Here is a 21,365-nt window from a genome sequence, read left to right as displayed (position 1 = left end):
AGTTCTTAGTTTGCAGCTGGCGTCACTGTATTCATTGGCTTATCCATCATTTTTTTATCTTTCATCATTGATCTTCTCTGCTCCATTTTAGCTTGTCTGTCAGCCTGCCATTTAGTATACTGTTCTGGAGTTAAGATCTTTTTCATATCTGCATCCATTTGCTCTCTTTTAGCTTTCATCTCCTCCATCTTGGCCTGTCTATCTCCTTTGTTTTTGTCAAACTCAGATTTCATCTCTGCTTTTCTCTTAGCATGAAGATCTTTAATTTGAGCAACTTGGCCCTGACTTAAATTCAGGTCTTTCTGCATTTTATCCAAATGCTCCTGCTCTTTTTGTTGTCTTTTTTGCTGCATTTCTGCTTTCGACGGTTTATCCTGAGGAGTAGTTTGTTGAGCCATTGCAAAACTTCCCATTCCTATAAATGCTAGGGTTAAAATTAATTTTTTCATTTTTTATATCTTTAATTAATTGTTACACATCTTTTTGATTATTAATTAAAACTTAAGTTAAATCCAAATATTCATAAAAAATGTTAATTTTTAATATTAAAAATATAAATCAAGAAATAGAAAATAAAAAAAGGGCAGATCATAACAACCTACCCTTCACACCACTTAAATATAATATATGAAAATTAATTATTCGCTAACTTTTGTCTGAATCCGGAACCTCTATTATTGTTTCCATTATTCTGTTGTCTAGGCGCTGAGTTCTCAGTTCTTTGCTGTCTAAAACCATCACCACCACCATTTCGGAAACCATTATTTTCTCTACGTGGAGTATTTTCTCTTACTGCATCCTGGTTTCTGTTATTCCTAAATCCACTATTACTTGGTCTTTCAACATTTCCACTGTTCCCATTTCTAAATCCACTGTTATTTCTCACCCCATTATTATCTGAGTTCCTGAAGCCGCCATCATTTCTAAATCCATTATTTCCCTGGTTTCTGTTGTCATTATTTCTGAATCCCGAATAATTTCTGGTAGAAACAACTCTTAGAGTAGGATTATCCTGGCGACGGAATCTACTTCTGTCCACTCTGTAAATATTGATATTTATACTTCTATAGCGAGGCATTACTCTATATCTCGGAACATAGTACGTTCTTCTGTAATTTTGAAAATAAACGATAGGACTTGAACCATGATAATAATTGTTTTGGAAAGTAATAAATACCCTTGGTCCTAAAATTCTTTGCATCGCATAAAATCTGTCATAATACCATCTGTCAGGATTATATCTGTAGAAATTATTCCAGCTTGAAAAACTTGAATATAGATTATTCAGATACAGAATCTGATCGATCTGCCAACGGTTTAATCTGTTTTGAGCAAAGAATACATTCCAGTTGATACTGGTCACACTATTTCGATAGTCATTGTAATAGCTTTGATAATAATCACTTGGATAGTAATCCTGAGGATAATCATAATAATAGTCATCGGGAAAATAGTTCTGATCGTCCTGGTCATTATAGTACTCACTATTATTTCCATATCCTTCATCACCCCAACCGTTATTTGGATACTGCTGAGCGTACGACAAAGTCGCCAAACCCAGAGCAAATCCTAAAAGTATATTTTTCATCGTTAATATCGTTAATTGGTTAGTATATAGTAGAATATCTCTATTCTATCTCTTTGATATAAATAAAAAAAAGAAGTTAAATCTTTAGACCAAACTTCTTTTAAATTATTGTTAATTAATTGATAATCAGATGTTAAATATTAGTTTCTGCCACTATCTTTTATCCAACTGCTGATTTTTTCATTAAAATGGGTGTTTTCAATTAAACCTTCCAGGTTCAGATGCATTCGATAACGCCAGTAATGAGGAAAAACAGAAGGATCATTAATTCGCTCATTATCCATTTTTGGATTTGTGAGCTCTTTATCTGTGGCTAAAAATTCCTGCAAAGGAAAGACAGCCAACATAGCATCATTATAAAGATGTTGCTTCATAATGATTTCAGCTAGATTCGCATCCAGTTCTTCCGGAGCCTTCCCATATTGTACTAATTGTTTATTGAAATAGGTCTGCGTTAATTCCCTGTTTTCAGTCCACCACTGCCTTAGCGTTGAGCTATCATGGGATGAAGCGGTCACCACATTCATATAGCTTGCATATTTAGGATTGTAAAACGGAATGGCATCCGATGGCATCCGCTGAACTTTTAATGCCACGATACCCAGCTCATCCATTACTACAGGAACACAAGTTGGAACCATTCCTAAATCCTCACCACAGATCAGCATTTTAGTGGAATTCAGAATAACAGGAAGCTTTTCCATAGCCTTTTCATACCATAGATAATCTTGTCTTCTAAAGAAATAATCATGGTATAAATCATATATTGAATTTTTCTCCCAATCAGATAAATAATTATATGAATCGGTATCGTACACCTTAAACCTAGGATGATAAACCGTCTTTCCGTCCCTTTCTTCCGTTAAAAATAAAACATTGGCACAAAGTAAAATCAATTTTTCTTCAAGAGATTTCTGAGAATATTTTTTAAAATACTCTGACAGCTTTCTTTGGGTATCAAATTCTTCTCTAAATGAATAGGTCCCATCAAAATTATTAATAAGAAATTCTAATGCTTTATTACTGTCTTCTCCTAAATAATTCCATAGGATCTGGTCGTTGATAAAGGGCTTACAATATCTGCCAAAATTGAAAGGAATATTTAATGCTTTAAATTCTTCCAAGACAATAGGAACGGCAGGATAAAAATATCCCAAAATGCCTTGAGTTGCTGAAATAGGCATTCTCCATATTCTGAAAAATCCTAAAATATGATCAATTCGCATAGCATCAAAGTATTGTTCCAATGCTTTAAATCTATTTTTCCACCACTTGTAGTTATCATCTTTCATAGCTTCCCAATTGTAAGTTGGAAATTCCCAGTTCTGACCCAATTCTGTAAACTGATCAGGTGGAGCTCCAGCCTGAAAGTCCATTCCGAAAAGTTCCGGCTCCGCCCAGGCTTCTACAGAATATCTGTAAATACCAATCGGCAAGTCACCTTTCACAGAAACCCCTAGATTATGGATATGATCAACAGCATCTTTTAATTGTTTATGAAGCTGAAATTGCACCCAGGCATGAAGCATGGAATTATCATATTCTTTGTTCTTTGCAGAAAAGAATGGTGAAATCTTTCCAGCAATATATTTTTTATGTGTTTTCCAATTGTTGAAGTTTGGGGTTTTGTATTTATCCCTCAATACACAAAATGCCGAATAAGGTATCAACCAGTCTTCATTATCTTTTATAAATTTTTTAAAGTTTCGATCTTTATATATTTTCTCTTTCTCAATATTGAAAATGGTTTTTAAATATTTCCATTTACCTGCAATAACCTTTTCATAATCGATTAAATCTAATGTATTCAATTCTGTTTTTTCCTCCTGATATTCTTGTACTAAATCCTTCGGTATAAAAAAATCAAGATTTTCCAGTGAAATATATTGCGGATGTAGCGCATAAACAGAAACAGCAGCATAAGGATAAGAATCTGTCCATGAATAGTTTGCTGTAGTATCATTAATAGGAAGAATCTGAATAATGCCAAGATCAGTTTCTTTAGCCCATTCTGCCAGTTTTTTCATATCAGTAAATTCCCCTACACCAAATCCATCTTCACTACGCAATGAGAACACAGGAATTGCTACCCCTGCGTCATGATACATCTGATAAGATTTAAATTTAAAATAGTGGTTAGAAAGAATTTGCAGAACATCTTTTTGCATATTTGGAATGGCAAATCTATTTTCACCTGTTTCAACGTCTACTACCTTACCTAAGTTTAGGTCATAAATACAATATTTATATTGGATAAATTCATTTTCAGGAATTTCTACTGATGCTTCCCAAACACCGAAATCTGTCTGAGATAAATGAATTGCTTTTTCGTAATCCCATCTCCCTAAAGACTCTGTACTTCCAAAAACAACAATTTTCCAGCTTGGGTTATAAATTGGAGCTTCAATCCGAAATAAGTGTGTATGTTTTTTCAGAACGGTCACTTTCTCAGGAACAAACTGATTAAGCTTATTATAAAGAATTTTATTAGTTAGATAATTCTCCGGGAAATTTCTGTTATTCCATTCATCAAAAATTAAGAATTCCTTGTAGTTATGAGGAAAGCTAAGGTGATGAGATACAAATTCTTCTCTCAAAACATTTCCTTTTTCATCAACAAGCTGATACTGATAAGAAATAGATTTTGAAAAATAATCAACTTCACATTTCCATAAACCGTTTTCAGTATAAAACATTTTATGGGTCTTAGCTGCAGCTCCTTCTTCAATGATCAACAAGTGTAAACCCTCTCCAATTTTCGCGCTGTAACCAATATTAAAGTATAATTTCATCTCTATTTTTTTATAAAAATACATTTTAATCTTGAAAAACAAAACTTATAGAATGTCAAATATTCATTAAAAAAACCTTTTCAAAATACTTGAAAAGGTTTTTTAGAAGATAAAAATATAGAAGATTATTTTGTCACTAGAATCTTCTTATTCAATAATATTTTACCAGAGTCTTCTGTAATGTTTACTATATATGCACCACTCACTAAATTGCCCAGATCTATTTTCTGATTTACGGTTCCTCCTTTTGCAGATAAATTGTGTTTCAATACACTCTTCCCGGACATATCATAAATATCAATCTTTAGATTTCCTTTTATATTTTTATCATTAGCATCAACGGTAATAAAACGTTCATCTACTTTAGTTGGATAGATATCCAAGTGATTAGAAGTAATGGCTATAGCAGACCTATCATTTGCAAAATATTTACTTGCCAGGTCATAGATATGTAAGTTTAAATTTCCGGAAAGCTGACGGGCTTCTAAAGTTTGCAAATCCACTTCATATAAAGGAGCTCCTTTTGCACTTGCGACAACCACTTTACCTTTTGAATTCACGGCAGAACCATTCACTGAATAATTTTCCGGAAGACCGGTAATTTTACCTATAAATTTTGCCTTCAGCTCGTTTTTTAAAACTTTAAAAACATTTCCTGAAGTTGAAAAAACATAGAAGTTATTTTCTGCATCTGCAATCATATCGCCACCAAAACCAGTTTCGATTGTTGTAAATGAATTCTTTCCATTGGAAATATCATCTTTAACAATACCCAGATCGGTAACTGAATATTGATTGTTCTTTTTACTGATTTGTAAAAATTGGGTTCCCGCGTTATTCATTGCATAGATATTTCCATCATACCCTGTTGCCATTCTTGTTATATGAGAATTGATATCACAAGCTGTTACCTTAGTTATGTTATTCTCTATCAAAGTAATTCCTTTCGTTTTAGCATTTAAAACATAAACGTTTGATGAAAACATGGGCATATAAATCAAATTATTTCCAGATGAATCATATGCAAGTGCTGCCATAGTCATTGACTGAGCATTGTCATAGGAATTTCTATTTTCCGTAACAGAACTATTTCTCGATTGTGAAAAGACTTTTGCGGAAGAATCAGATGTAAAGACTGTTTCACCAGAAACACCGTTAGCAATATCAATCGCTCGGAAATCATTAAAAATAATACTCGGAGTATCTTTTCCGGTAAGCGCAAAAAAATCTTGCTGCGCAGAAGCCTGAGTTCCTAATAACAGCAAGATTAGAGGGAATAAATGTTTTTTCATAGTTGTAGAATTTAGATCGTAATAAGTTTGTTACTACTAAGTTACACAATTTTAGAATTGAATAACAAAAAATCCTATTATTTAAACATTTAACAATATTATAAGCATATTCTTTAATTTCCTCTAAAATACCTTCTTTATCTACATGATTAAGATTCCTCCTTCAGCGGAAGAAAAAAATCCCGCAGATTTTGCGGATCTAACCTATGATTTTGTTTTAAAATCTGTGCTATCTGCAAAACCTGCGGGAGGATATTATAAAATATTTTAAGCCTTAATTCAGAACGTAAGTTGTACCGTCTCTTCCGTCTTTTAGTTCAATACCTTCTGCAAGCAACTTATCTCTGATCTGATCGGAAAGATCAAAATTCTTAGACTTTCTGGCTTGATTTCTTAGCTCGATGAGAACCTGTAAAGTCTGATCCAGCTTTTCATTATTATTTTCTTCAATAGCCTGTAAACCTAAGACATCAAAAATAAAAGCATTTAAAGTAGATTTTAAATCTTCAAGGTCATTTGTTGAAATCGTTTCTTTGTCATCATTTAAAGCAAAAATAAACTTCACAGCTTCAAATAAATGCGCTATCAGTATTGGTGAATTAAAATCATCCGTTAATGCATCGTAGGATTTCGTCTTCCATTCTTTAAGATTAAAGCCTGATTCTTTTTCATCGTTTGGAGTAATGGAATTCAATACTTTTACAGCCTCCATTAATCTAATGAATCCCTTTTCACTCGCAATCATTGCATCATTGGAAATATCCAGAACACTTCTGTAATGAGCCTGTAAGAAGCAAAAACGCACAATTGACGGATGGAAAGGTTTTTCAAAGAAATCATTTTCTCCAGTTACCAATTGCATTGGTAAAATATAATTTCCAGTAGATTTGCTCATACGTTGACCGTTCATTGTCAGCATATTAGCATGCATCCAGTAATTTACCGGAGCAATATCATTGCAAGCTTTCCCTTGCGCGATCTCACATTCGTGGTGCGGAAATTTCAGATCCATTCCACCACCATGAATATCAAACTTTTCACCTAAATATTTAGTACTCATTGCTGTACATTCCAGATGCCATCCAGGGAAACCTTCACCCCAAGGCGAATTCCATCTCATGATGTGGGCTGGAGAGGCTTTTTTCCATAAGGCAAAATCCGGTGAGTTTTTCTTTTCCCCCTGTCCGTCAAGATCACGGGTATTAGCAAAAAGTTCCTCAATATTACGTTTTGAAAGTTCCCCGTAATTCAACCCTCTCCTATTGTACTCAAGAACATCAAAATATACAGAACCATTGCTTTCGTAAGCAAAACCTCTTTCAATTAATTTTTGAGTCAATTCAATTTGCTCAACAATATGTCCTGTTGCCGTAGGCTCAATATTAGGAGGCAGTAAATTGAACATGTCTAAAACTTTATGAAAATCAACTGTATATTTCTGTACGATTTCCATAGGTTCTAATTTTTCAAGTCGGGTCTGTTTTACGAATCTATCATTATCTACATTTCCATCATCTGTAAGGTGCCCTGCATCTGTAATATTTCTTACATATCGTACTTTATATCCAAGATGAGTTAAAGTACGATAAATAAAGTCGAAGGAAAGGAAAGTTCTTACATTCCCCAAATGTACATTACTGTAAACCGTAGGTCCACAAACATACATTCCAATATTTCCTTCTAAAATGGGTTTAAATATCTCTTTTTCTGCGGTTAGCGAATTATATATTTTTAATTGCATTGTGTCTGTTTTAATTTAATGATTCAATCTAAGTTTTTTACGCGATATATTCAGCAACAACAAATAATTGTTACCAAAAATATTTTATGCGAAACCTTTTTAAATTTTACCATATTAAATTGTTTTTAAATGATGTCATAAATGATCCTGATAACTCTGAGTCAAATACTCCAACGTATATTTCTTTGCTGTATTTTAGAATCTAATACAATTAATCCAAAGTTGTATGACTTCCTACATAATGCAGGAATTCCTGTCTTGTAATAGGATTCGTTCTGAAGATTCCACTCAATTCTGCAGTAATAGTAGAACTCGCTGTATCTTTAATTCCGCGGCAGTTTACACAAAGATGTTTTGCATCTATGATACACGCTACATCTTTTGTTCCAAGAGCTTCCTTAAGAGCATTTACGATCTGCATGGTAAGCCTTTCCTGAACCTGAGGCCTCTTTGCATAATAATCCACAATTCTGTTAATTTTCGAAAGACCAATTACATCACCATTTGAAATGTAGGCAACATGCGCTTTCCCAATAATTGGCAAAAAGTGATGCTCACAAAATGAATATACTGTAATATCTTTTTCCACCAACATTTGTCGGTATTTATACTTATTGGAAAATTTAGAAATGCCTGGCTTATTTTCTGGCAGCAGTCCCCCAAAAATTTCATTTACATACATTTTCGCAACACGCCTTGGGGAGTCTTTTAAGGAGTCATCTGTCATATCCATTCCCAATGTCTCCATGATTTCCCCAAAAAGCTGAGTAATCTTTTCTATTTTTTCCTGTGGCGATTTATCAAAAGCATCTTCCCTTATAGGCGTATGTTCTTTTCCTGTGAAAATATCATCGTCGTTATCAGTAAAATCAACCATTTTTATTTAATTTGCAACAAAAATACGGATAATATCTTTTTGTTTATTTCAATTGAAACTAAAAACATTATCTTTCATCCCCTATTTTTTATAAATTTTATGATTATTGTTGAAGAAGTACAGAATGAAAAGCAAAAAAAGGAATTTTTAGAGTTTCCGGCTCGACTTTATCAACATGACGAAAATTACATCAGACCTTTAGATAAAGACATCAAAGAGATTTTTGACCCTATTAAAAATAAGACTTTTAAAACTGGTGAATGTAAAAGGTTTTTATTTAAGAGCAAAGACAACCATACCATTGGTAAAGTGGCTGTATTTGTCAATAGAACCTATAAACAAGACCAACCGACTGGTGGCATTGGTTTTTTTGATTGTATTAATGATCAGGAAACTGCTAATTTTATTTTTGACTATTGTAAGGAGTGGCTTCAGGAGAGAGGAATTGAAGCCATGGATGGGCCTATAAACTTCGGTGAACGGGATAAATTCTGGGGACTCCTTATCGAAGGTTTTTCATCGCCACTCTACGGAATGAACTATAATTTCCCCTACTACGAAGAACTTTTCGAGAATTACGGATTTCAATTGTATTTCGAACAGCTATGTTTTTCAAGACCAATTTTCGCCGAAGTTTCACGTGTTTTTACAGTGATGCACGCAAAACATAAACGGAATCCAGCGATCTCTTCTCAACCTATGAAAAAGAATAATCTGTCAAAATTTGCAAAGGATTTTACTGAAATTTATAATAGTGCCTGGGCTGCACATGGTGAAGGTAAAAGATTAGAAGAAGGTAAGGTTCTGAAAATGTTCAAGACAATGAAGCCCATTATCAATGAACATATTTCCTGGTTTGTGTATGAAAATGAAAAACCTATTGCAATGTGGATGAATATTCCGGATTTGAATCAATGGATAAAATACCTCAACGGAAAATTCGGTTATCTCGAAAAATTAAAATTTTTATGGTATAAAAAATTCAAAAAGAATGAGAAAATGGTGGGATTGGTTTTTGGAGTTATTCCAGAATGGCAGAGAAAGGGCATAGATGGATATATGATCTGGGAAGGAACTCAACATCTAAGAAAGTACACTGATTTTACAGTAACTGAGCTTCAATGGATCGGTGACTTCAATCCAAAAATGGTAAAAATTGCTGAAACCCTGGATACGACAATAACCCGAAAATTAATAACCTACCGTTATTTATTTGATCAAAATAAAATTTTTAAAAGACATCCTTTCCTATAAAATAAAAACCCCTGTTGAATGAACAACAGGGACTTCCTTTCATTTATACTCCTTCATTAAAATAATTCCCCCGCAATTTTCTTTATATTATCACTTTTACCCATAGAATAGAAGTGTAAAACCGGCACTCCAAAATCCAGAAGCTCTCTGCACTGGTTGATAGCCCACTCTATACCAATTTGCTTTACAGCTTCATTGTTCTTAGCACTTTCAACTTCGTTAATAAGTTCTTCGGGTAAATCGATTTTAAAAACCTGTGGCAGTAATTTTAAATGTCTTTTTGTCGCAATAGGTTTAATCCCTGGAATAATAGGAATGGTAATTCCCATCTCCCTGGCTTTTTGAACAAACTCGATGAATTTTTTATTATCAAAAAACATCTGAGTTACGATATAGTCAGCTCCTGCGTCTACTTTTTGCTTTAACCATTTCAAATCGTAATTCATTGAAGGGGCTTCAATATGTTTTTCGGGATAACCGGCCACTCCAATACAAAATTTATTAAGTTCATCACATATCTGGTCTTCATTATGAAGATACTTTCCCCGACCAAGATCATTGATCTGATGTACAAGATCCATAGCACTCTCATGTCCACCAGGTGTTGCTTCAAAATACTGATGCCCCTTCATTGCATCCCCACGAAGTGCCATAATATTATCAATCCCCAAATACATACAGTCTACCAAAAGATATTCTGTTTCTTCTTTGGTAAATCCTCCACAAAGTAAGTGCGGTACGGTATCTACATTATATTTATGCTGGATTGCAGAACATATACCCAAAGTTCCAGGACGCATTCTTGTTATTTTCCGTTCAACCAGTCCATTTCCCTTATCAAGGTAAATATATTCTTCCCGCGAAGTCGTTACGTCAATAAAAGGCGGTTTAAATTCCATCAATGGATCTATATTGGTATAGAGGTCTTCAATACCAATCCCTTTTTGCGGCGGAACAACTTCTAAAGAAAATAAAGCCTTTCCATTTGCATTTTTTATGTGTTCTGTAATCTTCATGTTTAATTAATCTGCTAAATTAGGTGACAGCCATTTTTTGGCTTCCTGAATGCTACAACCTCTTCTTGCAGCATAATCTTTTATTTGATCTTCTGTGATTTTTCCTAACCCAAAATATTTTGCATGTGGGCTTCCAAAATAATATCCTGAAACGGAAGCCGTTGGAAACATTGCCAAACTTTCGGTAAGGTATACGCCTATATTTTCTTCTACTTTTAGAAGATCCCAAATTGTTTTCTTTTCTAAATGATCTGGGCATGCAGGATATCCCGGAGCAGGACGAACTCCCTTATATTTTTCAGCAATTAAATCTTCATTACTTAATTCTTCCTGATTAGCATATCCCCAATATTCGGTTCTTACCTTTTTGTGTAAGAATTCGGCATAAGCCTCAGCAAATCGGTCTGCAAGAGCTTTTACCATAATTGCATTATAATCGTCATTAGCTTTTTCATATTCCGATGATAATTCATCTGTTCCAAAACCTGTAGTAACACAGAAAGCTCCCATATAATCAGTTTTTCCAGAACTTTTAGGAGCAATAAAATCGCTTAATGCCAGATATTCTTTTCCTTTTGATTTTTGAAGTTGTTGTCTTAAGGTTAAAAACTTAACCTGTTCCTGATCGTTTTCATCAAAAATTATAATATCATCCGTTTCGTTAGCATTAGCTTTAAAAACGCCGAATATGGCCTTTGCCGTCAGGAGTTTTTCATCAAGAATTTTTTTCAAAATAACCTGAGCATCTTTGAATAATTCTTTAGCTTGAGCCCCAACAACCTCATCCTCAAAAATATTAGGATACTTACCATGCAGATCCCAGCTTCTGAAGAAAGGCGACCAATCGATAAATGGGACCAATTCATTGAGATCCTGATCCTGGAAAATTTGTATTCCCACATTATTGGGTATAAAAATATCCTCGTTTTCCCAATCTATTTTAAAATGATTTTTTCGGGCATCCTGTATCGATACATAGTCTTTATCAACCTGTCTGTTTAGGAATTTTTCACGGAAGTCTGAGTATTCATCTTTTAGATCATGAACGTATTCTTTATTTCGATCTCCTAATAAAGAACTTACAACATTCACTGCTCTGGAAGCATCATTAACATGGACTACAGCATTTTTATATTTTAAATCAATTTTTACAGCCGTATGTGCCTTGGAAGTCGTTGCTCCTCCGATCAACAAAGGAAAGTTAAGATTCTGTCTTTCCAATTCTGAAGCGATATATACCATTTCATCCAAGCTCGGCGTAATCAATCCACTTAATCCAATTACATCCACTTTTTGTTCGATGGCAGTCTGAATAATCTTTTCGGCAGGAACCATCACTCCCAGATCTACAATTTCATAATTATTACAGCCTAAAACAACACTTACAATATTTTTTCCGATATCATGAACATCGCCTTTAACGGTAGCCATTAATATTTTACCATTCGCAGGTCTCGACCCGTCTTTTTCTGCTTCAATATAAGGCTGTAAATAAGCAACTGCTTTTTTCATTACCCGCGCAGATTTCACCACCTGAGGCAAGAACATTTTTCCACTTCCAAACAGATCTCCTACCACTCCCATTCCTGTCATCAGATTGATTTCAATAACATGTAATGGCTTTGCTGCCGCTTTCCTGGCTTCCTCTACATCTTCCTCAATAAAACGGTCAATTCCTTTTACTAAAGAATGGGTAATCCTATCTTGTAACGGCCTTGTTCTCCACTCTAACTCCTCAACTTTTTCTTTTTTGACCGATTTATTTCTTTCTGAATAATCAAGAAGCCTTTCTGTTGCATCTTCTCTTTTATCAAGAATAACATCTTCTACTAATCCCAACAGCTCTTTGTTGATCTCATCATAGACCTCAAGCATTGCAGGGTTTACAATTCCCATATTCATTCCTGCCTGAATAGCGTGGTATAAGAAAACAGAATGCATAGCTTCTCTCACCGTATCATTTCCACGGAAAGAGAATGAAACATTACTTACCCCACCGCTTACAGAAGCATAAGGAAGATTCTGTCTTACCCATCTTGTGGCATCAATAAAGTCCAGCGCATTTCTTCTGTGCTCATCCATTCCTGTTGCCACAGGGAAAATATTTAAATCAAAAATAATATCTTCAGCGGGAAAGCCGATCCGATTAACCAGAATATCATAAGACCGTTTTGAAATCTCTATCCTACGATCTAAAGTATCCGCCTGTCCATCTTCATCAAAGGCCATGACAATAACAGCAGCTCCATATCTTTTAATTGCTTTAGCCTGTTTAACAAACTCTTCTTCTCCCCCTTTTAAGCTAATAGAATTAACTACACATTTCCCCTGCACAACCTGTAGCCCTGCTTCTAAGATCTCCCATTTGGAAGAATCCACCATAATTGGGATTCTTGCAATATCAGGCTCTGAGCCTATAAGGTTAAGAAATTTGATCATGGAAGCTTTTCCATCAATTAATCCATCATCAAAATTAACATCAAGAATCTGTGCACCCCCTTCCACCTGGTGGCGGGCAATATCTAATGCTTCAGAGAATTTCTCTTCTTTAATTAATCTTAAGAATTTTTTAGAACCCGCAACATTAGTTCTTTCACCAACGTTGATGAAATTACTTTCCGGTGTTATGATAAGAGGCTCGAGGCCCGACAATCTTAAATATTTCATATTTTAATTTACCAATTTATAAATCTGACAATTCAGCAATGGATTAATTACTGATAAATTGTTAGATAGATACATTGTTATATTTATTAACCTTTCGTGGTTCATATTTATTAACCAAATCTGCAATAGCCTTGATATGTTCAGGTGTTGTCCCACAACATCCACCAATAATATTGATCAATCCTTTTTCTACATATTCTCTTATCTGTTCTGCCATAAATTCAGGAGTCTCATCATATTTACCGAAAGCATTAGGCAAACCTGCATTAGGGTAGGCTGAAACATAAAAATCTGAATTATGAGCCAGGGTTTCCAAATAAGGTGTCAATTGGTTAGCTCCCAGTGCACAATTGAAACCGACACTTAGTAGATTTAAGTGCGACACAGAAATTAAAAAGGCTTCTGCGGTCTGTCCGCTCAACGTTCTTCCTGAGGCATCTGTAATAGTTCCAGACACCATAATTGGAATTTTTATCCCTCGTTCGTCCTGGATTTCATCAATCGCAAATAAAGCCGCCTTTGCATTGAGTGTATCGAAAATAGTTTCCACCAATAAAATATCAGATCCACCATCTAATAGAGCCTCAGATTGTTGCTTATAGGCAATTCTCAACTCATCAAATGTAATGGCTCGGTATCCGGGATCATTAACATCGGGGCTTAAGCTAGCCGTTCTGTTGGTTGGTCCAATTGATCCTGCAACAAATCTGGGTTTATCAGGATTAATTGCTGTGAATTCATCACACGCTCTTCTTGCAATCTTTGCGGACTCATAATTTAGTTCATATACCAAATCTTCCATATGATAATCTGCCATTGCAATCGTCGTTCCTGAAAATGTATTGGTTTCGATGATATCTGCTCCGGCCTCCAGGTATTTTTTATGAACCTCTTCTATAGCATATGGCTGTGTAAGAGAAAGTAGATCATTATTTCCTTTTACTAAATGCGGATAATCTTTGAATCGTTCGCCACGATAATCCTCTTCTTCAAACTTATATCGTTGAAGCATTGTCCCCATAGCTCCATCAAGAATTAAAATTCTTTGTGAAAGCGCTTTATATAATTGTTCTGAGTTTCTCATTTGTAAATTTTGGTTAAAACCTATTATTCTATTGAATTAATCTAAGGCCTGTTGTAGATCCGCAATCACATCTTCTACATTTTCCAACCCTACTGAACAACGAACGAGACCTGCTGTAATTCCGACTTCATTTCTCTCTTCATCCGTTAACTTCGAATGAGTCGTAGAGGCCGGATGCGTAACAATTGTTCTTGTATCTCCAAGGTTTGCGGAAAGTGAACACATTTTTATTTTATCTAAAAACTTTCTACCACCCTCTATTCCTCCTTTTATTTCAAAAGCAACAATATTACCTCCTAACTTCATTTGTTTTTTTGCCACTTCATAACTCGGATGAGAAGGTAAAAACGGGTATTTCACCAATTCCACATTTGGATGGTTTTCCAAAAACTCAGCAACTTTCAGAGCATTTTCACAATGCTTTTCTACTCGGATCGCCAATGTTTCCAAACTTTTAGATAAAACCCACGCATTAAAAGGAGACATTGCAGGTCCTGTATTTCTTGCAAAAAGATAGATCTCTCTTATCAGGTCTTCTCTTCCTACTGCTACTCCTCCTAAAACACGTCCCTGTCCATCAATTAATTTTGTCGCCGAATGAACGACAACATCAGCACCATACTTGATAGGTTGCTGAAGGTAAGGTGTTGCAAAACAATTATCTACAATAAAGATAAGATTATGTTTTTTAGCAATCTTTCCAAAAAAATCTAAATCTAAAATTTCAATGGCTGGATTTGTTGGAGTCTCCAGATATAAAATCTTTGTATTAGGCTTAATTAATTTTTCAACATCTTCTGCATCTTCTGCTTTGAAATAGGTTGTTTCAATATTCCATTTCGGAAAATACTTTGTAAATAAAGTATGTGTAGATCCGAAAACAGATTGACAACTTACGATATGATCTCCCGCATCCAACAATGTTGCAAAAGTCGAATAAATGGCCGCCATACCTGTTGCAAAAGCATATCCCGCTTCTGCACCTTCCATTTTTACTATCTTATCTGTGAATTCCGTAACGTTCGGATTGGAGAATCTGCTGTATAAGTTTTTTGGTTTTTCTTCTGCAAAACTCGCTCTCATATCTTCAGCATCCTGAAAAATAAAACTTGATGTAAGATATAAAGGCGTCGAATGTTCATCAAACTGAGTTCTTTCTGTCTGAGTTCTTATTGCAAATGTTTCAAAATTTTCCATATAGTTTTAATTCTAATAATGTAACAATATATCAATGTAACAGTTTACCAATGAAGCAATTCTTCTTTTCCGGGTAGCTATTGGTACATTGTTATACTGCTACATTCGTACATTAATTTATTTAGTTTCGCTTACTCTTAAAATATCTCCGAAAACCCCTCTTGCAGTTACTTGCGCTCCTGCTCCTGCACCCATAATCACAATCGGATTCTCACCATAACTTTCCGTGTAGATCTCAAAAATGGAATCTGAACCTTTTAGCTGGCCTAAAGCCGAGGTAGCAGGAACAGAAATCAATTTCACATCAAGCTGCCCCTTTTCCTTTTGTAAATCACCATGTAAGTCACCTACGTAACGTAATACATGATCCGAAGCCTGACCATCTTTGATATTCTGATATTCAGTATCCAATTCTTCCAGTCTGGAGATGAATTCGTTTTTCCCGATCGAGAGAAGGTCTTGAGGGATTAGGTTCTGAATATTTATATCACTGAATTCATTAATAAGATCAAGTTCTCTGGCTAAAATCAAAAGTTTTCTTGCTACATCATTTCCAGAAAGATCTTCACGAGGATCTGGTTCAGTAAAACCTTTTTCCATTGCCTCCCCTATAACTGTTGAAAACTTATCATTTCTAATAGAGAAATTATTGAAAATATAACTTAAAGAACCGGAGAATACCCCTTTTATTCTTGTAATATTTTCCCCTGAAAGGTGTAATAATTTTATCGTATCAATCAAAGGTAAACCAGCTCCTACATTAGTTTCATAAAGATAACGTCTGTTGTTTTTATTCAACGTATATCTTAGTTTACGATATTCTTCAATAGGTAGTGTATTGAATATTTTATTCGAAGAAACCAGATCAAATCCATTTTCTGCCAAGGCATGATAGTTTTTAACAAAGTCCTTACTTGCCGTATTATCAACTACTATTAAATTTTCCAATTGATTTTCTCTTGAAAAATTAATTAGCTCATCAACATTTGAAGGGCTTTCCGCTATTAAAACCTCATCATTCCAGTTACTGTCGAAACCTTTTTTATTGAATGCTATTTTCCTTGAGTTCGCAACTGCTACTACTTTAAGGTCAATTTTTTTTCGTCTTTTGATTTCTTCTGAAGATTGTAAAACCTGATCAATCAGAGTTTTTCCAACATTTCCATGTCCTATTATTGCCAGATGAACTGTTTTAGGTTTTTTTGATATTTCAGATTCGATGATATTTTTAGTTTTTTCGTCTTGTGAAGAGGTTACTACGATATTTACTCTTTTTTCGCTTGCTATTTGATTGAGAAGTAATGGGAATACATTATTTCTAGCCAACTCTGCAAGTACTTTATTAAGGTCTTCAGCTACAAAACCTAAGACAGAAACATTGTTAATACTGTAGATCTGAGAAACTTTCCCGGATTTTCTTTCTGATTCAAATTCATCAATGAGACAATTTACAGCCTTTTCAGAATCATCTTCGTGAACCAGAATTGATAATCCGTTTTCAATAGCCTGTTGTGAAATTACTCCAACACTAATCCGTGCTAAAGTAAGTGCTTTAAAAATTCTTCCATCAATACCGATTTCTCCCAGGAAATCTTCACCCTCAAATTTGATAATTGATCTATTTTTTAAAAATTTTATTTCGTTAGCATTTTTCATCTGTTCATTCTTTATTGTTTAGTGTTGCTACAGGAAATTTTGTGTTCGCTTAATTTCAGTCTGTAACAAGATGTTTTTAATGATATTATTTAATTGTTTATATTCCATTAGGAAGGCATCGTGCCCATGTATTGAGGTGATCTCGTGATAAGAAACATTCTCTTTTTTGCCTGTCAGTTTTTCAAAACACATCCGGATTTCTGAAGCAGGAAAGAATAGATCTGTATCAACGGAGATCAAGTCCATTCGTGCCTGAATTTTCTCCAACCTATTTTCTTCAGCGTTGATGTTCATAAGTAAATGATTCATTAGCTTGTAAGATTTCAAACTAAATCTTTCATTAAGAGCCTTTCCATGATAAACAAGCCAATCTTCTGATTCAAGCTTTTGTTTTTCTGTATTGTATTTATTTTGAAATCTGTCGTTTAAAGATTGTGGAGTCCTGTAACACAACATCGCATGAATTCTGGCTTTTTGTAATGGTTCATCATTTCCGTTCAATAAAAACTTCTGAACCAAACACTGAGCATGAAGCCAATCGTGTGTTTTAAAATCACAGGCAATAGGAATGAATATTTCAGCCAGTTGTGGATTTTTCACCAACATTTCCCAGCCTATTCCGCCTCCAAGAGAGCCTCCAATGATGGCGTACAAATTTTTAATATTTAAAAACTCAAGACCCTTTAAAAATATATTTGCAATATCTGAAGGTGTAAAGTCCTCATACTCATCAATTAAAAAATGATCATAACCGTTTCCTGGAATATTAAAACACAGAACGGTATAAGAATTAATATCAATAACTTCTCCTTCTCCCACTAACTGCTTCCACCAACCATTTTTCCCTGAAACATTTGAGTTTCCTGTTAAAGCGTGGTTAATTAAAATAATGGGTGCAGTAAACAATTCTTTCCCGAAGAGCTGATAACTCAACGGGATATGGTATTCCTTTCCGGAATAGGTTTGATACGAAAGATTAATATGTTTTAGTTCTGTTTTCAATTCTATTATATATTACTTATAACACAATTGAAAATGCCACGAGAAATGGCTGAAGAACTTCAGTAAGTTATCTGTCCAAAATAAATATTTGGTAGAACGTAGCACCTTCTTCGCTTGCACAAAGGGTTGCTAAGGTTTCATAGGGTCTAATCCCTCAACCTTTCTTGATAACATTTTCAATATTTGAATGATCGAGCTGCAAAGATAGTTCATTTTATTTTAAATTTTTACAAAAAAATATTTTTTTCTCAAAAACCCTCTAATTATAAGAGTTACAAGGATATGTTAAGAATTATTCAGATAGAAAAAATTGGAATTATTTTTCAAAAAAATTAACTTCGTAGTGAAAATGATGATTTATGACCGCAGAAAAACAAAGATTACAAGATATCAACTGGAAAAGTTGGGGCCCTTATGTAAGCAATAGACAATGGGGTAATGTTCGTGAAGATTATAGCCCTAATGGCAATGCCTGGAACTTTACAAACCACGACAAAGCTGAAAGTTATTCTTATCGATGGGGGGAAGAAGGAATTGCAGGAATATCCGACACCAAACAGCTTTTTTGCTTTGCTCTTTCGTTCTGGAACAAGAAAGATAAAATGGTAAAAGAACGTTTTTTTGGATTGAGCAACCCTCAGGGAAATCATGGGGAAGATATCAAAGAAATCTTTTACTACCTGGACAACACTCCTACACATAGCTATATGAAGATGGTATACAAGTATCCCATCAATGAATTTCCTTATGACCATCTGGTTTCTGAAAATGGAAAACGCAGCAAAAAAGAGGCTGAATATGAAATTATTGATACAGGAATTTTTGATAATAATGAATATTTTGACATTTTTATTGAATATTGCAAGGCAGAAACCAATGACATTCTGGTACGGGTTTCTATCCATAACAGAAGCCAACAGGATGCACCTATAATCGTAGCTCCAACCGCATGGTTCAGAAATAACTGGAAATGGGGTTACAATACTTATAAAGGCATGTTGAATGCTTCAAATGAAGGCTGTATTGATATCAATCACGACAGTGTTTCTATTAAAAAGTTTTATTCAAGAAATACAAATGCAAGAAGTGCCTTTTGTGATAATGAAACAAATACACGGAAATTATATGGAGTCCCATTTATTGAAAACACCTATTTCAAAGATGGAATAAATGATTATATCATTCATAAAAGTAATAGTATCAATCCTGAAAAAAGAGGATCAAAAGCTTCTTTTATCATCGATGAAATAATTGGCGGTGGCCAGTCAAAAACTTTTGATTTCAGATTATCACCCGAAGATACGGATGAGCCTTTTTACCAGTTTGAAGAAATCTTCAATACCCGAATTGCCGAAGCAAATGAATTTTATAATGAAGTTCAGCACGATGTAACCAATGAGGATGAAAGAAATGTTCAAAGGCAGGCTTTCGCAGGATTACTTTGGAACAAACAGTTTTACCACTACAACGTTGGAAAATGGCTAAAAGGAGACCCCAATTTTGATGCACCACGGGATTTCTATAACTACGTAAGAAATACAGAGTGGAATCATATGCATAATAAGGATATAATTTCCATGCCTGATAAATGGGAATACCCTTGGTATGCAACCTGGGATCTGGCCTTCCATTGCGTTCCTTATGCATTGATCGACGCACAATTTGCAAAAAACCAACTTCTTCTATTAACAAAGGAATGGTATATGCACCCCAACGGGCAGCTTCCTGCTTATGAATGGAACCTCAGTGATGTAAATCCACCTGTTCACGCATGGTCTTGTTTCAGGGTTTTTAAAATTGATGAAAAAACAAATGGCAAACCAGACTTGTTGTTCCTTGAAAAAGTTTTCCAGAAATTACTTCTGAATTTTACATGGTGGGTGAACCGTAAGGATAAAAATGGTAAGAATATTTTTGGTGGCGGTTTCTTGGGACTCGATAATATTGGTGCATTCGACCGAAATATGGAACTCAAAGATGGCGAACATCTGGAACAGGCAGACGGTACGAGCTGGATGGCAATGTATGCCTTGAATATGATGAGAATAGCTATGGAGCTGGCTCAATATTACCAGGTATATGAGGATATGGCCATTAAATTCTTTGAACATTATCTTTATATTGCAGAAGCTATGGAAAATATGGGTGATGGCAAGGAAGGATTATGGAATGAAGAGGATGGATTTTTCTATGATGTACTCCAATTAGGTGATGGTGAAAGTGTAACCCTTCGCTTGAGAAGTATTGTTGGGCTTATTCCACTATTCGCTGTAGAGATCATCGATCACGGGTTACTGGAAAAAATGCCTAACTTTAAAATAAGAATGGAATGGGTTCTTAAAAACAAACCAGAACTTACAAAATTAGTTTCTCATTGGGATGAAGAAGGCCACGGAAGAAAGCACTTAATGAGCATTTTACGCAAAAACAGATTATCAAAAGTTCTTACCAGAATGCTCGATGAAAAAGAGTTTTTAAGTTCCTATGGAATCAGGGCGATGTCAAAAGTATATGAAGAAAATCCTTTTATATTCTCCGTTCATGGTACTGAAAACGTTGTTTATTATACACCGGCAGAAAGTGACAGCAGGATGTTCGGAGGAAATAGTAACTGGAGAGGACCCATTTGGTTTCCGATTAATTTTCTAATCGTAGAAAGTCTTCAGCGATTTCATTTCTATTATGGGAATAGCTTAAAAGTGGAACTACCAACGGGAAGTGGAGACAAAAGAAACCTTGAAGAAGTGGCCCAGAATATCAGCAATAGACTTTGCTCGATATTTTTAAAAGATGAACAGGGCCAAAGGGCTTTTAATGGTGGAAATAATAAGTTTAATTATGATGAGCATTTTAAGGACTATATCACTTTTTATGAATATTTCCATGGTGACAATGGTCGTGGAGTTGGTGCATCACATCAAACAGGCTGGACCGCTACTGTAGCCAAACTTATGAAACCAAGATAAGATAAAACACCTAAAATACTTCTTTTCAAAAAGGAGTATTTTTTTTAGTTAGACACCAATCCCTGCCGTTCCTCTTTATTAAAAAGTTCTCTTATTCATGAGAACACATATGCTTACATTACATAAAAATACTTAGCCTTATATTTTAATGAAAATTTAATAATCAATTTGAAATTATGATGAATTATTAATAAAACAATCTTTATCTTAGCATAACAAACTTAAAAGTATTT

General features: G+C 34.6%; 15 protein-coding genes and 1 riboswitch. Of the genes, 3 read left to right on the top strand and 12 right to left on the bottom strand.

Annotated elements, in window-relative coordinates; translation table 11 throughout:
• Positions 1-5: 5 nt before the first annotated feature.
• The 4 genes from NG806_RS18240 to NG806_RS18225 all read right to left on the bottom strand — a co-directional run bounded on the left by NG806_RS18240 (position 6) and on the right by NG806_RS18225 (position 5,672).
• Complete coding sequence (locus NG806_RS18240; protein WP_214831200.1) at positions 6-449, bottom strand: hypothetical protein; 444 nt, start codon at positions 447-449, stop codon at positions 6-8.
• Positions 450-634: 185 nt separating this feature from the next.
• Positions 635-1,588, bottom strand: coding sequence for a hypothetical protein (locus NG806_RS18235; RefSeq protein WP_214831199.1), 954 nt, complete (start codon positions 1,586-1,588; stop codon positions 635-637).
• Positions 1,589-1,728: 140 nt separating this feature from the next.
• Positions 1,729-4,380, bottom strand: coding sequence for a 4-alpha-glucanotransferase (locus NG806_RS18230; RefSeq protein ID WP_261510972.1), 2,652 nt, complete (start codon positions 4,378-4,380; stop codon positions 1,729-1,731).
• Positions 4,381-4,505: 125 nt separating this feature from the next.
• Positions 4,506-5,672, bottom strand: coding sequence for a T9SS type A sorting domain-containing protein (locus tag NG806_RS18225; protein WP_261510971.1), 1,167 nt, complete (start codon positions 5,670-5,672; stop codon positions 4,506-4,508).
• Between the two features lie 145 nt (positions 5,673-5,817).
• On the opposite strand from NG806_RS18225, the gene NG806_RS18220 reads away from it, so the two are divergent.
• A complete protein-coding gene (locus tag NG806_RS18220; RefSeq protein ID WP_261510970.1) occupies positions 5,818-5,943 on the top strand; it encodes a hypothetical protein in 126 nt (41 codons plus the stop codon).
• 3 nt (positions 5,944-5,946) lie between these two features.
• Here NG806_RS18220 and cysS read toward each other — a convergent pair whose 3' ends face one another.
• Positions 5,947-7,413 carry a cysteine--tRNA ligase gene (cysS, locus tag NG806_RS18215; protein WP_261510969.1) on the bottom strand — a complete coding sequence of 489 codons (1,467 nt, stop codon included), beginning with the start codon at positions 7,411-7,413 and terminating at the stop codon, positions 5,947-5,949.
• A 211-nt stretch (positions 7,414-7,624) separates the two neighbouring features.
• Positions 7,625-8,290 (bottom strand): GTP cyclohydrolase I FolE, encoded by a 666-nt coding sequence (gene folE, locus NG806_RS18210; protein ID WP_214831195.1) that lies wholly within the window; start codon positions 8,288-8,290, stop codon positions 7,625-7,627.
• 99 nt (positions 8,291-8,389) lie between these two features.
• Between folE and NG806_RS18205 the strand changes: the two genes are divergently transcribed.
• Entirely contained in the window at positions 8,390-9,544 is a 1,155-nt protein-coding gene (locus tag NG806_RS18205; protein ID WP_214831194.1) for a hypothetical protein, read from the top strand.
• Between the two features lie 56 nt (positions 9,545-9,600).
• Here NG806_RS18205 and metF read toward each other — a convergent pair whose 3' ends face one another.
• The 6 genes from metF to NG806_RS23005 form a co-directional block, all read right to left on the bottom strand.
• The gene (metF, locus tag NG806_RS18200) at positions 9,601-10,560 is read right to left on the bottom strand and encodes a methylenetetrahydrofolate reductase [NAD(P)H] (RefSeq protein WP_214831193.1); all 960 of its coding nucleotides are present in this window, start codon (positions 10,558-10,560) and stop codon (positions 9,601-9,603) included.
• A 6-nt stretch (positions 10,561-10,566) separates the two neighbouring features.
• Positions 10,567-13,227 (bottom strand): methionine synthase, encoded by a 2,661-nt coding sequence (gene metH / locus NG806_RS18195; protein WP_261510968.1) that lies wholly within the window; start codon positions 13,225-13,227, stop codon positions 10,567-10,569.
• 61 nt (positions 13,228-13,288) lie between these two features.
• Positions 13,289-14,311, bottom strand: coding sequence for a homocysteine S-methyltransferase family protein (locus tag NG806_RS18190; RefSeq protein ID WP_261510967.1), 1,023 nt, complete (start codon positions 14,309-14,311; stop codon positions 13,289-13,291).
• Between the two features lie 36 nt (positions 14,312-14,347).
• A complete protein-coding gene (locus NG806_RS18185) occupies positions 14,348-15,508 on the bottom strand; it encodes an O-succinylhomoserine sulfhydrylase (protein WP_261510966.1) in 1,161 nt (386 codons plus the stop codon).
• Between the two features lie 117 nt (positions 15,509-15,625).
• The gene (locus tag NG806_RS23010) at positions 15,626-17,164 is read right to left on the bottom strand and encodes an ACT domain-containing protein (RefSeq protein ID WP_315941739.1); all 1,539 of its coding nucleotides are present in this window, start codon (positions 17,162-17,164) and stop codon (positions 15,626-15,628) included.
• Between the two features lie 27 nt (positions 17,165-17,191).
• Positions 17,192-18,166 carry an alpha/beta fold hydrolase gene (locus NG806_RS23005; RefSeq protein WP_315941738.1) on the bottom strand — a complete coding sequence of 325 codons (975 nt, stop codon included), beginning with the start codon at positions 18,164-18,166 and terminating at the stop codon, positions 17,192-17,194.
• Between the two features lie 64 nt (positions 18,167-18,230).
• Positions 18,231-18,340: riboswitch (SAM riboswitch) on the bottom strand.
• Between the two features lie 185 nt (positions 18,341-18,525).
• Between NG806_RS23005 and NG806_RS18175 the strand changes: the two genes are divergently transcribed.
• On the top strand, positions 18,526-21,132 hold the full coding sequence (locus NG806_RS18175; protein WP_261510965.1) for an MGH1-like glycoside hydrolase domain-containing protein: 2,607 nt from the start codon (positions 18,526-18,528) through the stop codon (positions 21,130-21,132).
• Positions 21,133-21,365 lie beyond the last annotated feature (233 nt).

The sequence above is a fragment of the Chryseobacterium paludis genome (assembly GCF_025403485.1).
Classification (GTDB): domain Bacteria; phylum Bacteroidota; class Bacteroidia; order Flavobacteriales; family Weeksellaceae; genus Chryseobacterium; species Chryseobacterium paludis.
Note: the sequence above shows the minus strand (reverse complement) of the source record. Positions and strands in the feature narration are given on the sequence as shown.